10 protein-coding genes are annotated in these 12,800 nt (G+C 57.8%); 4 read left to right on the forward strand and 6 right to left on the reverse strand.

Annotated elements, in window-relative coordinates; translation table 11 throughout:
• Positions 1 to 2 precede the first annotated feature (2 nt).
• The 4 genes from HY011_36095 to HY011_36110 form a co-directional block, all read right to left on the reverse strand.
• Positions 3 to 791, reverse strand: coding sequence for a Uma2 family endonuclease (locus HY011_36095; protein ID MBI3428375.1), 789 nt, complete (start codon positions 789 to 791; stop codon positions 3 to 5).
• A 15-nt stretch (positions 792 to 806) separates the two neighbouring features.
• Complete coding sequence (locus HY011_36100) at positions 807 to 1,073, reverse strand: hypothetical protein (GenBank protein MBI3428376.1); 267 nt, start codon at positions 1,071 to 1,073, stop codon at positions 807 to 809.
• A gap of 150 nt (positions 1,074 to 1,223) precedes the next feature.
• Complete coding sequence (locus tag HY011_36105) at positions 1,224 to 2,072, reverse strand: amidohydrolase (protein MBI3428377.1); 849 nt, start codon at positions 2,070 to 2,072, stop codon at positions 1,224 to 1,226.
• An 8-nt stretch (positions 2,073 to 2,080) separates the two neighbouring features.
• Positions 2,081 to 3,715, reverse strand: a complete 1,635-nt coding sequence (locus HY011_36110; GenBank protein ID MBI3428378.1) for an AMP-binding protein — start codon at positions 3,713 to 3,715, stop codon at positions 2,081 to 2,083.
• A gap of 757 nt (positions 3,716 to 4,472) precedes the next feature.
• Here HY011_36110 and HY011_36115 point away from each other — a divergent pair.
• From HY011_36115 to HY011_36125, 3 genes are all read left to right on the forward strand, one after another.
• On the forward strand, positions 4,473 to 4,889 hold the full coding sequence (locus tag HY011_36115) for a nuclear transport factor 2 family protein (protein ID MBI3428379.1): 417 nt from the start codon (positions 4,473 to 4,475) through the stop codon (positions 4,887 to 4,889).
• A gap of 202 nt (positions 4,890 to 5,091) precedes the next feature.
• Entirely contained in the window at positions 5,092 to 6,252 is a 1,161-nt protein-coding gene (locus HY011_36120; GenBank protein ID MBI3428380.1) for a hypothetical protein, read from the forward strand.
• A 7-nt stretch (positions 6,253 to 6,259) separates the two neighbouring features.
• Complete coding sequence (locus HY011_36125; protein ID MBI3428381.1) at positions 6,260 to 6,766, forward strand: GNAT family N-acetyltransferase; 507 nt, start codon at positions 6,260 to 6,262, stop codon at positions 6,764 to 6,766.
• A gap of 295 nt (positions 6,767 to 7,061) precedes the next feature.
• On the opposite strand, the gene HY011_36130 is transcribed toward HY011_36125, so the two are convergent.
• Positions 7,062 to 7,838, reverse strand: a complete 777-nt coding sequence (locus HY011_36130; protein MBI3428382.1) for a hypothetical protein — start codon at positions 7,836 to 7,838, stop codon at positions 7,062 to 7,064.
• Between the two features lie 51 nt (positions 7,839 to 7,889).
• Entirely contained in the window at positions 7,890 to 8,756 is an 867-nt protein-coding gene (locus HY011_36135; GenBank protein ID MBI3428383.1) for a hypothetical protein, read from the reverse strand.
• Positions 8,757 to 9,292: 536 nt separating this feature from the next.
• On the opposite strand from HY011_36135, the gene HY011_36140 reads away from it, so the two are divergent.
• Positions 9,293 to 12,505: a glycosyl hydrolase gene (locus HY011_36140; protein ID MBI3428384.1), complete on the forward strand. Its 3,213-nt coding sequence runs from the start codon at positions 9,293 to 9,295 to the stop codon at positions 12,503 to 12,505.
• Positions 12,506 to 12,800: the final 295 nt, after the last annotated feature.

The raw sequence follows: 12,800 nt of genomic DNA on the forward strand, positions 1-12,800 counted from the left end.
GTTCAGCGCCGTTTGCGGCGGGCGGCGGTTTTCATTGTGCGGGCTTGTTGTTTGACGAATTCGGCATACGCGGGCGCAGCCAAGCCTTGCTGCAATTCGGCCAGCACTTCTTTCATGCGGCCTGCCAGCAGGGCTTTGACTTTCAAACGCAGGCCCGGAAAGACGGCGCTTTCGATCACGCCGCGCCGGTCGGGTTTGATGCGGACGTAAACGCCCTCTTGCAAGCGGAACCAGATGAATTGCTCTTCGGACAACAGCCAGACGAGATACTCTTTCACGCCGTTGCGGCGATAGGTTTCCTGCTTGTCGTGCAGGTCGTAGGAAGCCGTGCTGAACGCGACCTCGACGACCAATTCCGGCGCGCCTTCCAGATAAACCGTCTTGCCGCGCGGCGTTTGCACCGGCGCGCTGAGCCACGACGTGCCGCCTTCGATCAAACGTAACGAAGCATCCGGCTGTGGTTCGTCATCAACACCCATGCGTGTGGTGGCATTATCGCCGCCATCTACGTTAGGCGTGACGAACTGATAAGCACCCAACCAGTTGCTGATTAGTCTAGTTGCGTAGCCGTGCGGCCAACCTAATGGTGAAGGCATATAAACAACCCCTCCGATCAATTCGGCTTTGATATGTGCGGGCGTGGCTTCGTAACGGCGCTCGAATTCGGCGCGCGTCAAACGGTCGCCCGCCATCAGCGGCGGACAATCAGCGCCGTCTGCCTGCGCCGTTTCGGCCAAGCGCCGTTTGATCAGTTGCCCTTTGCTTGTTTGCTGCACTGCCGCGACTGCCATGACTTTTGTACCTCGTTAAAACACGACTTTGGCTTTGCGTTTGAGACGTGGGTAAAGCTCTTCCGATTTGATCCTGCGCCGGATGTCGGCGTGCGTATTGAAACCGCGCGTCTGGATGCGCGCTTCGAATTCGGCGTACCAGATTTCGCGTTGCGGCGCGAGATCAACATTCATCGCTTGTGCGATCTTTTTGTAGCGGGCTTTCTGCTCTTTGAGTTCTTGTTTGATCCAGGCCTCGGCTTTATTGCTCCGAGCCGGTTTGACGAGTTTCGTTTTAGCCATACTCTCCTCTCAAAATGTACCGCAGGCTGTCAGCCTGCGGCGGTCTTCACAAAACAGCCTATTCGCAGTGACCGCAAGTTGCCAGCCAGCGGCGGTCTTCGCCATACGTCCCAGTTGAGACCATCAGCAGGCTGGCAGCCTGCTGTACGGTTAAAGCCAGTCTTCCAGGTTGTAGACGCGCGCGGCATTCTCGACCAGCAGCTTGCGTTTTGCAGCTTCACGTAATTCCAGCTTGTCGAGTTCCTGCATTGCGCGTTTGAAATCCACCACGGGCCAGTCGGTGCCGAACAGCACTTTGTCCTGCCCGCGCGAGTTGATGAATTTGATGAGCGCGGCATCCCAATACTTCGGCAGATGCGCGTCGGTGCCGATGTAAACGTTGGGATGCTTCCAGGCCAGCGAGATCATCTCTTCCGTCCAGGGGTGACCAATGTGGATACCGATGATTTTCAATTCCGGGAAATCAATCGCCACGCGATCCAGCGTGATCGGTTGCGCCACCGTGCGCAAAAACCATTGCGCCGAATGCCCGACCTGAATCTGAATCGGCACGCCCAACTCGGCGCACTTGGCGTAAAACGGATAATACATACGATCATCGGGCGGCGCGTCGAACCAGTGCGGATAGAGGTGCGCACCGACGAAACCGTATTCTTTGACCGCGACTTCCAGCTTGCGCACCCAGGTCATGATCCGCGATGGATTGACGCCGATGAGGCCTTTGAAGCGGTCAGGATGCTGCGCGCAAACGGCGGCGATTTTTTCAAACGGCTTTTCAAAAAAGATGCTCGAACCGACCGGCGCGCCGGTCGTGGCGACGAGCAAGCCTTTATCAATGCCTGCCTCGTCCATCATCCGCAATTCCTCTTCGACCGTGACGCCGCGTTTGGTCATGTCGAGGATGTGGATCAACTCCCAGAATTGATCGAGTTCGGGCGGATAGTGCGCGGTGATCTCCTGCGTCCAAAGGTTGACGACGATGTCTATTGCCCTAGTCATAACTGTTGCTAAATCTTCCGCGTGTGCCCCAACCAATATGGCTCGCGCAATTCCCGCCGCAAAACCTTGCCGGTCAAATTGCGGGGCAAGCGGGCCACGAAGTCTACCGACTTCGGCTTTTTGAAGCCAGCCAATTGCCCGGCGCAATGCGCAATCAATTCAGCCTCGGTTGGCGTTTGACCTGCGCGCACGACAACGACGGCTTTGACGGCTTCGCCCCACTCTGCGCTGGGCACGCCGATGACGGCGCATTCATACACCGCCGGATGCATGTGGAGCACGCGCTCGACTTCGGACGGATAAACATTCAGCGCGCCGCTGACGATCAGGTCGTTCTTGCGATCCACCAGGTAAATGTAGCCGTCTTCATCCACGCGTGCCAGATCGCCGGTAAAGACCCAGCCGTCACGAATCGTTTTCGCTGTCGCTTCGGGATTGTTCCAATAGCCGGTCATGTTCGCTTCGGTGCGCACGCCGATTTCGCCGACTTCACCCGGCGGTAAGACCTGACCGTCAACGCCAAAGACCTGCACATCCACACATACCTGCGGGCGTCCGCACGAGAGCAGGCGATGTGTCAGGGCCGGATTCTCCAACGCCTCGCGGTGTTCGCGCGGTTCGAGCACCGTACCCGAACAGCCCGTCTCGGTGGCGGCGAAAGTCTGGCGAAAGCTGCAATTCGGCAAACGTACCATCGCGTCGCGCAACACCGGTTCAGGCATCGGCGAGCCGCCATACAAAAGCACTTCCAGCGAAGACAGGTCGTAAGTGCCGATGTCTGCGCGCGCCAACAGCATCTGGATCGTCGTGGGAACCAGATTGGTAAAAGTGATGCGTTCGCGCTGGATGGTTTCGAGCGCAAGCCGGGCTTCAAAGTTGAGTAGCGCGATCTGCGAACCGACAAAGACGGCGCAATAGATGCCCGCAATACCCGCCGCTGAATACAACGGCGAAGGCAGCATCACGCGATGGGTGCGGCGGCTGCCAATGGCGTGGACGTGCACGAACATCCCGACCAGCAAGCTGCCGTGCGTATAGATCGCGCCTTTCGGAAAGCCGGTCGTGCCGCTGGTGTAAAGCAACAGCGCTGGCTCATCAAAACGTAACGGCGCTTCTAACTGTGGTTCGTCCTCAGCACCGCTGGCAACCAATGTCTCGTATGCTTCGATACCTGCGCCGGTCGCCCCATTCACGCCGATCAGCCAGCGCACTGAATCCACGCTGTCGGCAACGGTGCGCGCGGTTTCGGCTTCGGTTGCGCCGCAGAGGATGGCGCGCGCGCCGGCATTACTGACAATGTATTCGACTTCGGGCGCGGTCAGCCGGTAGTTGACTGTCACTGACACCGCACCAATTTTCGCCAAGCCGAACAAGGCTTCGACCCATTGGTGTGAGTTGCGGGCAAAGAGCGCCACGCGGTCACCGCGTTGCAAGCCCAGTTTGCGCAAAGCATTCGCCAACCGGCAGACGCGCGCATTCAATTCACGCCAGGATAAACGCACGTCCGCACCAAAACCGCTGAAGCTCAGACCTGTTTGATTGCCCAGCACTTCAGCGTTTTTGCGCAAGAGGTCACCCGCACCGCCGTAGCCGCCGAAAAGGATCGCCGCCGAATTTTGATATGGATGGGCTTGGTTCGACATCGCCAATTGCGTTTATGCCACGAAAGATGGCGGATTGGTATTGCAGCTAGTACTCCATCAAGCTGAAAATGAGGGATGTAGGGCGGGATTTAATCCCGCCCTACATCCCGGATGCGCTCTCAGCATCCATCACTTACAGCTTGATGGAGTACTAGAACAAAAGCAGACAACTTTTCATTGCCGCTTTTTGCTTAACGGTCGCCACTATACATTTGTCCTAAGCTTATGACAATACTGGCTTTCGCCAAACTCTGGCGGAATTGCTCGGCCCAATTCAGCACCAAATTCAAACGCACACCTGGGTGCTCAAGCAGCGAGTTCCCAACTTGGCAACTCCATCTCCAGAACTGTCCCATAAACTTCTTTGAAGAGTGTTTGTAGGGAGCATTGTAGTCCTGTCGGTATCCGGCTGACACCGCGTAAAAATTACTCACAAAATATTGTCACTAGCGATAATTTTCCTATTTACCTATGCATTTTCGTACAGGACATAGTCTATTAGACCGTAACAAAATCGTCAGGAGATTCACTCTAAGTGAACAAAGTGCCTATCTGAAACTGACAGGCCGAGGTTAACGCAAGACCATTTCGGCCTGTCACTCATACGTTGCAAGACAGCAGCGTTACCTGGCTCACCCCAGGCGGCGTTGTTAAAACAAAGGCAAAGACCCAAACAATGCAGAATGGACCTACGAGCCTTACAAGACCCCAAGCAAAGAAAGGATCTATCCCCATGGCTCCAAGAGCAGAAGCGAAAATGGCGGCGCCCGAAGTTGACACACAACTAATCGCACAGACCTTGAGCACGGGTCTGCGCGGATTCGAAGCGTTCAAACAGGGCTTGGCGAAAGGTGAGTGGCAGGAATTCCTCGACATGCTCACAGAGGATTTCGAGTTTTATTTTCCGGTCGGCCAATACAAAGGCCACCATCAGGGCAAAGCCAAAGCGCAGGAATTTTTTGGCTACGTGCGGGAGGTTTACAACCAGGGTTTGCACGTGGTGGAGTTGCTGCGCCTGACGGCCAATGAAAAGACCATCGTCTTTGAATTTCGTGACGAAGGGATGCTGCGGGGCGAGCTGTACCGCAATCGGGTCACCGTTTCGTGGGACATCCAGGACGGCAGAATTGCCAGTTACCGCGAATACTTTGGTAGCGACGGCAAATCGAATTAACGCGGTGCCGGTGACCTGGGCGCGCAGATTCCTAACCGTCGGAGCGCGCGCCTTCTGTTACCAACAGATGCATCCCGCTCAAGATCAGCGCGTGGTGCAACATCGCGTGCGCTGAGTTTTGTTAGATCGTCAGTGGACGAGCAAACCAGCGCATGCGATGCTGCATCGCGCGTTTTTCATTTTTCACCCAGGGAGAGGCTCTATGAGCAAATCTATTTCCCGCCGCAAGCTCTTGCGGCAAACCGCTTCCACAATGGCAGGCGCAGTCGCGGGCAGTGTTTTGGTGAATGACGTTCCGCCGGCTGCCGCGTCAACAGCACTTGCAGTTCAGCAAATCGAACCGGTCCGCTTCAACGGCAACAAATACGCCACCGTGCCGCTGCGCCAGCCCGAAATCCTGGCCGCCGCCATCCAATCGCGAGTACGCGCCGTGGATGGCGATAATCCTGCGCCGGGGTTAAAAGCCAATCTCGATTACATGCTCAAGCTGATTGACAAGGCGCAGTATTACGCCGGACGCAAAGACCTGCTCTGCTTTCACGAGTTCCCTCTCACTGGCTGGGACAAATGGTCGCGCAAACAGGCGCTGAACATCGCCCGCGAGATTCCCGGCCCCGAAACCGAAGCCATTGGTAAGAAGGCCAAGGAATATAACTGCTACATCACGTTCGGCACCTATCTCAAAGACAAGGATTGGCCCAGCCATTTAATCAGCGCCACCATCATCATCAATCCGCAAGGCCAGGTCATCGCCAAGCACTGGAAGCAGCGCAACATCCGTCTCGCGTTTTTGGGTTTCGAGTTATTCACCTCCTCGGTTTATGACGTGCTGGATCGTTACGTGGAGATGTACGGCTGGGACGCGGTGATTCCGATTGCGCGCACGGACATCGGTAACCTCGGCTGTTCGTCGTGTCAATGGGAGCCGGAATTGTTCCGCACAATGGCGGTCAAGGGCGTAGAGATTATCGTGCGCACGGCCAGCGGCGGCGGTTCGCAGGAAGATTTGAAATTTGCCTGCCGCACCAACGGCGTGTATGGCGTGCACATCAACAATGCGGTCTCGCCCGACAATCCGAATTTCTTTGAAGATGCGGGCGGCGGCAGTTCGGCCATCCTCGGCCCGCGCGGCGACATCGTGACGCAAGCCAATAACGAACACGAAGCTGCGGTGATTGGCGCGATTCCGATTGGCGCTTTTCGCGCGCGGCACAAATTGCCGGAGATCAACACCGAGTTGTATGCGCACGATATGGCGCAGTATCAATCCGAGTATCCGCCCAGCGTCTTTTCGCAGGCGCAGCCGGAAAATCTGGAAAGCACGGGCGAATTTCTCAAACAGAAAGTGAGATGGCCGCGCTGAGCAACCAATGAACCAGCAACTTCAAATCAAACCCGCCACCGCCGCCGATGTCCCGCTGATTTTGGCATTCATTCGCGGGCTGGCCGAATACGAAAAACTCGCCCACGAAGTTATCGCCACCGAAGCGTTGTTGCACGAGCAGCTTTTCAGCGAACGGCCTAACGCCGAAGTCGTCATCGCATATCTGGTTGGTGAACCCGTCGGCTTCGCGCTCTTCTTTCACAACTTTTCAACGTTCCTGGGGCGGCGCGGTTTGTATCTGGAAGACCTCTTTGTCAAACCTGAAGTGCGTGGGCAGGGCGTCGGGCGCGCGTTGCTGGGCTATCTGGCGCGGCTGGCAGTGGCGCGCGGCTGTGGCCGGTTCGAATGGGCTGTGCTCGATTGGAATGAACCTGCGATCAAGTTTTACAAAAGTCTCGGCACCCAGCCGCTGAACGAATGGACGGTGTACCGGCTGACTGGCGAAGCACTGAACCAATTAGCGGAGTCACCTAACCAGCAGTCAGTTCTTTAGAAGCTTGCGACCAATCGCCTTTCGTCCCACCCTATAGATGGGCGGCGACGGCCTGAACGGCAACCAACGGCGCGCGAGCGAGATCACCAATTTCTGCCGCGCGGCTGGCGCTCACATCCAAGCCATCGTCATAACGCAAACCTGCTCGCAATACAGTGTTCCGGCCAGCGTCCCGCGCGTCAGCGGGTACGGGAGAATGGCTCTTGTCAACGGAGCTAAACTCGCCGCTTGGCTGTTCGCGTTTGGCTTCGCACAAACCGCGCTGACGCGCGCGACGCTGGCCGGCTGCAACAGCCTATTTGCTCGCTGTGGCGGCGGGCGCGGGCAGAATGCTCAGTTCCGGCATGATGCTGTAAACCGAACGGGTCGAATGCAGGATGACGCCCTTCGTTCTGCCGGACGCAATCAGTTGGCGGTAGCTTTCGTCTTTGTTGAGCGCTTCCGTCACTTTCTCGTATTCGGCAAACGAGTCATACGAATCCACCGTGGAATAGGCGTAGCTGTCGCCGCCCAGCATCAGCCTTGAAACGCGACATCCTCGGAGTCCGGCTTTTTTGAGCAGCGGCAACAGGTCTTTCTGATAGCTTTCGAAATCCGCCCGGTAGCCCGCCGCCACGCTGACTTCGCGGCGCACCAACAGCTTCTCCGTGCCGGTGAGTGGCAGCGAGAGTTCGGGGATGGAGCGGATGACATAAGCGTTCCCGCCGGTAATCATCGTGCGCCGCTTGGCCTGATACGCCTTGTATTTCTCCGGGCCGAGGGCTTTGGCGACGCTGCTGCCTTCGTCAAATTGCGCGAGGCTGTCAACGGGTTGCACGACGCGCAATTCAAAGCTCTGGCCGATGGGGCCGGACGCTTGCAGCACGAGCGAACGTTTGACGCCCGCTTTCTTCAGCGCGGGCAGCGTTTCGTTTTTGTAGAACGCCAGAAACTGCTCCCACATTTCGGGTTTGACCTGTGTCACCGAAACGCGCGAAAGCTGCGGTTTGGGTGCGTCCTGCGCCAAGCAGAGCGCGGCGAGTGCCAGAGTCAGCAGCAAAGCGCTGACCATTCCGATACTTTGTCTTTTCATGATTCGATCTCCTCTTGGGTTAGAGCGCGAAGGGTTTTGGTTTGCGTTGCGTTACTGCAAATGCTCCTGCAAGACCAGCAGTTCAGAGCGGACGGTTTTGCTGATGGCGCCCATCTGTCCAGTGATGTCGGCGGCTTTGACGTTCGGATGAACTTTCTCCCACAGGCCACGCGACGGATTGCCTTCCAATTGCTCGAACTTGTCGAAGAACTGGACGGTGGTAAAGCCGTACTCACGCTCTGTCCCGCTGGGATAACGCGCGCCCCACACAGCCCAGCCGCGCATCGTCCCGGCATCCACGGCGGCCTGCCAGAGCGGCTTGTAGAACTTGCGTTCGTTGGCGACGTAATCCGCGTTCTTGCCCGGCTCAATCCGCTTGTAATCAACCCGGACGTAGCGGGCGGGCGCGGCTGAAGAGCGCGGGTCTTCAGCGCCCGGCCAGGCCGATTCCACCAGCGCGATGACTTCGGTGCGCACGATCTTGCGTGTGAGCGCGGCGCGCGCGCTGAATTCTTCGCGCTTCATGTTCGGATTCGCTTTGGTGAAAACTTCTGGCGGCGCGCTGTTTTCGAGGTCTTTGAAATTGTCGTAAAGCGTCACGGCCACGACGTCATATTCACGCGCCGTGCCGCCGGGGTAGCGCACGCCAAACAACTCCCAGCCGCGAATGAGCTTGGCCTTGATGCGTTCGCGATGCACCGGCATCCAGACTTCCTGCTCCATCTTGCGATACTCCGCCGCCTTGCCTGGCTCGATTTTCATGTATTCGACCAGCGCATAGCGCGGTTGGGCTGACGGCTGGGCTGACGGTTGAGTTTGTGCTTGCGTTGCCTGTCGTAGCGCTCCGGCGAGCAGCGCTACGACCAACAGACGCAGGGCGGTTGACAGACTGTTGCGAAAGAAACGTTGAAATTTCATGGTGATGCTCCTTGTTCGTTAAGGGCTGTCTGCACAGCCAGGTGGTGACGAGCGGTTACAACGGATACTGCCAAAACGGTCATGGATATTTGCCTTCACTTACACATGCGCAGTGGCCAGACGAAACCCGCCACGCCCGCCAAAAATAATTTCGTACAATGAAAATCCAGGATCGGTTCCTGGGAGCGCAGGCACCCCTGCCTGCTGTGAGAAAAGCCGCGTAGCGTTCCGCTTCTCTGAACAAGCCATCGGCGAAAACAGGAATAAGGAGGCTGCGCGGCCTCTTTTCAGCAGGCAGGGGTGCCTGCGCTCCCAGGAGGCCGCCCCGAATTTTTTACAGGAAGAAATTTTTCCTCCGCTAAGAAATTTTCTGCGCCACGGGTTTTTCGATCCGCCGGGAAGACGGCAGCTAGTGGCGGGCACGCGGTTGCCAATGCTTGCCTGTCGCCAGCGTGCCTGCTACCGTGCACGCGCATTGCAACAGCAGTCTCCATTCCAACTCACAACTCATCGGTTCACTTCAGGAGGAACGCGTCATGGCATCCCAACGCAGCGTCACCCGCATTGGCTTGAGCATTTTGCTGGCCGTGGTTTTTGTCTTGGCTTTTATGCTGATGGGGTTGCCCGTCGGCTTCACCCAGAACGGCGGCACGACGACAACCGCGCCGCTCGACAAACTGCACTTCCGTGAAATCGGCCCCGCGACGCCGTCGGGCCGCATTGATGATTTCGCCGTGCTCGAAAGCAATCCGGCGGTGTTTTATGTCGCGTCAGCGACGGGTGGTTTGTGGAAGACCGTCAATCAGGGCACGACGTTTGAGAACGTCTTTGTCAACGAAACGACCTCGTCCATCGGCGACGTAGCCATCGCACCCAACGACGCCAACCTCGTCTGGATCGGCAGCGGCGAGAATAACAACCGGCAAAGCTCTTCGTGGGGTGATGGCGTTTATAAATCCACCGACGGCGGCAAGACCTGGAAGAACATGGGGCTGCGCGAGAGCAAACATATCGCCCGCGTCATCGTTGACCCGGTGGATCACGATGTCGTGTATGTCGCGGCGCTTGGTTCGTTGTGGGGCGCGGGCGGCGAGCGCGGCGTTTACAAAACGACCGATGGCGGCCTGACATGGAATCGTGTACTGACAACGGATGAACACACCGGCGCGACCGAGTTGGTGATGGATCCGTCGAATAACAAGACGCTCTATGCCGCGACCTATCAGCGCCGCCGCGCGCCCTGGGGCATGAATGGCGGGGGCACGGGCAGCGCAATTTGGAAATCATCTGACGCCGGGCGCACGTGGACGAAACTGACTAAAGGCATCCCCGAAGGCCCGCTCGGCCGCATCGGGCTGGATGTTTATCGCAAAAACGCGAACATCGTTTACGCGCGCATCGAACACGCCAAAGAGAGCGGCACCTATCGCAGCGATGACGCGGGCGCTTCGTGGACGAAGATGAGCGCGACCAATCCGCGCCCGATGTATTTCAGCCAGATTCGCATTGACCCGAACAACGACCAGCGCATTTACGTGCTCGGCGTTTCGCTGCACGTTTCCGATGACGGCGGCAAGACATTCCGTGGCGATGGCGCGAACAAGATTCACGTAGACTTTCACGCCGCCTGGATCAATCCCGCCAACTCTGACCACGTGATGATCGGCGGCGATGGCGGCGTCGGCATTTCGTATGACAAGAGCAAGACGTATGTCTGGTTGCGCAACTTGCCCGTCAGCCAGTTCTATCACATCGCCTTTGACAACGCGGTGCCGTTCAATGTGTGCGGCGGTTTGCAGGACAACAACACTTGGTGCGGCCCGTCGGCAGTGCGCAGCGCCAGCGGCATCGGCCTCGATGAATGGTTCGTCATTCAAGGCGGCGACGGCTTTCAAGCGCAGATGGACCCGAACAACCCGCGCATCCTTTACGGCGAATCGCAGGACGGGCGCATGAGCCGCGTTGACCGCGTGACCAACGAACGCACCACCATTCGCCCCGAACCGCCTGATGGCGAGAAGCCCTATCGTTTTAATTGGGACACGCCGATGGTGATCTCGCCGCACAACGCCGCGACGCTCTTTGTGGCGGGCAATCGCTTGTTCAAATCAACCGACCGCGGCCATTCGTGGAAAGCCGTCAGCGAAGACCTGACCAACAACATTGACCGCGAAACTTTTGAACTGCTGGGCGTCAAAGCCAAAGAGATCGCCATCGCCAAGAACGACGGCGTTTCGTCGTATGGCAATCTGGTGACGTTTAACGAATCGCCGAAGAAAGCGGGCCTCTATTACACCGGCTCTGACGACGGCGTGCTGAGCGTGTCAAAAGACGATGGCGCGCATTGGGAAAACGTGACGAAAAAGATTTCGGGCTTGGCGGCGAATACTTATGTCTCACGCGTCGCGCCGTCGCGCTTTGACGAAGCGACGGTTTACGCCACCTTCGACGGCCATCGCGGCAACGATTTCAACGCCTATGTTTATGCGAGCAAGGATTACGGCCAATCGTGGCAGAGCATCGCGGGCGATCTGCCCAAAGGTGAAGTCGCGCGCACGATCACCGAAGACCACAAAAATCCCGACGTGCTTTACCTCGGCACCGAGCGCGGCCTCTATGCCAGCTTTGATCGCGGCAAACAGTGGACACGGCTCAAGGCCAATCTGCCGACCGTGCCGATTTATGAAATCACACTGCACCCGCGCGACAACGCAATGCTGCTCGCCACGCACGGACGCGGCGTCTGGATTCTCGATGACCTCGCGCCGCTGCAACAATTCGCCCAGGCGCGCCAGGCCGAGGCCTTCGTGTTTGCCGTCAGCAACGCGACGATCATGAATCCGGCCGGCGACCGCAGCCGCGAGTTTGAAGGCGATATGACTTTCCTCGGTGAAAACCCCGCGCGTGGCGCGACGATCAACTACCACTTGAAAGCAGCGGCCAAGGCTGTCGCCCTGACGATCAAAGATGTATCAGGCAAAGTCGTGCGCGAACTCACCGGCCCCGCGCTCAAAGACAAAAACGCCGCCGGCTTGAATTCCGTGCTCTGGGATTTGCGCGTAGAGCCATTGCCCGCGCCGCGTCCGCAACCCGGTCAAGGGCCAGGCGGTGGTGGCGGCGGTGGTGGTGGTGGTGGTGGTTTTGGCGGCGGCGGTTTGACCGGGCCGTTTGTGCTGCCCGGCCAATACAGCGTCACGCTGAAAGTGGATGGCAAAGAAAGCGGCCCGCAAAGCTTCAACGTGCAAGGCGACCCCGACATCACGATTGCCGCAGCGCATCGCCAAGCCGCCTTTGACGCCGCTATGGAATTGCACTCGATGCAAAAGCAATTCAACACTGCCGCCGAAAGCGTGACCGCGCTCAACGAACGGCTGCGCGCTATTCAGGCCGCCGTCAAAGACAACAAAGACGCGCCCGCCGCGCTCAAGACCAAAGTCGAAGAGTACGCCAAGAAATTCGCGCCGCTCGCCACGACCTTCGGTTTGAATCAAGGCGATCCGTTGGCGACCGGCGATTTTTCGGCCTTCGCACGGCAATTGCGCGCCCGCATCGGCCAGTTGAAAGGCGGCATCATGGCTGCGACCGCGCGCCCGACTGAAACGCAGACGCGCCAAATTCCCGAAGTCCGCGCCGCGCTGGAAAAAGCCCTCACCGACGCCAACGCGCTGATCGGCGAATTCAACGCGGTCAGCAAAGAGGCGGCGGACAGCGGCGTTTATCCGGCGGCGGTAAAGCCGATTCAACGCTAGGCAGGATGCTGTTGAGTATGTCCTTACCCAAACTTTTTGCGTTTTCTTCGCCCTGAAAGGGCAGTGGATATTAGCCGGTGGTTTCACCACCGGCTAATATCCACTGCCCTCCGGTGCCAAAAAGAGCGGCACTCAATCACCTCACCTTGGCGCACTTTGGCAGGCGGCTTCATTCCACTTGCGTTCACCTCGCCAGAAATAATTTTTTCATCACGCCGAAAAAAGCGCGCGCCAATTGTCTTAGGCTGTGAAGGCGCTTCTGTCTTTACTTTGTGCAAACTAAATCTTCGCAACA

It is taken from the genome of Acidobacteriota bacterium (assembly GCA_016196035.1).
GTDB lineage: Bacteria > Acidobacteriota > Blastocatellia > RBC074 > RBC074 > JACPYM01.

Bases quoted from the DNA above. Each gene is read 5' to 3' on its own strand.
- HY011_36135 (MBI3428383.1), bottom strand. From the start codon at position 8,756: ATGAAATTTCAACGTTTCTTTCGCAACAGTCTGTCAACCGCCCTGCGT.
- HY011_36115 (MBI3428379.1), top strand. From the start codon at position 4,473: ATGGCGGCGCCCGAAGTTGACACACAACTAATCGCACAGACCTTGAGC.
- HY011_36130 (MBI3428382.1), bottom strand. From the start codon at position 7,838: ATGAAAAGACAAAGTATCGGAATGGTCAGCGCTTTGCTGCTGACTCTG.
- HY011_36110 (MBI3428378.1), bottom strand. From the start codon at position 3,715: ATGTCGAACCAAGCCCATCCATATCAAAATTCGGCGGCGATCCTTTTC.
- HY011_36120 (MBI3428380.1), top strand. From the start codon at position 5,092: ATGAGCAAATCTATTTCCCGCCGCAAGCTCTTGCGGCAAACCGCTTCC.
- HY011_36100 (MBI3428376.1), bottom strand. From the start codon at position 1,073: ATGGCTAAAACGAAACTCGTCAAACCGGCTCGGAGCAATAAAGCCGAG.
- HY011_36095 (MBI3428375.1), bottom strand. From the start codon at position 791: ATGGCAGTCGCGGCAGTGCAGCAAACAAGCAAAGGGCAACTGATCAAA.
- HY011_36140 (MBI3428384.1), top strand. From the start codon at position 9,293: ATGGCATCCCAACGCAGCGTCACCCGCATTGGCTTGAGCATTTTGCTG.
- HY011_36125 (MBI3428381.1), top strand. From the start codon at position 6,260: ATGAACCAGCAACTTCAAATCAAACCCGCCACCGCCGCCGATGTCCCG.
- HY011_36105 (MBI3428377.1), bottom strand. From the start codon at position 2,072: ATGACTAGGGCAATAGACATCGTCGTCAACCTTTGGACGCAGGAGATC.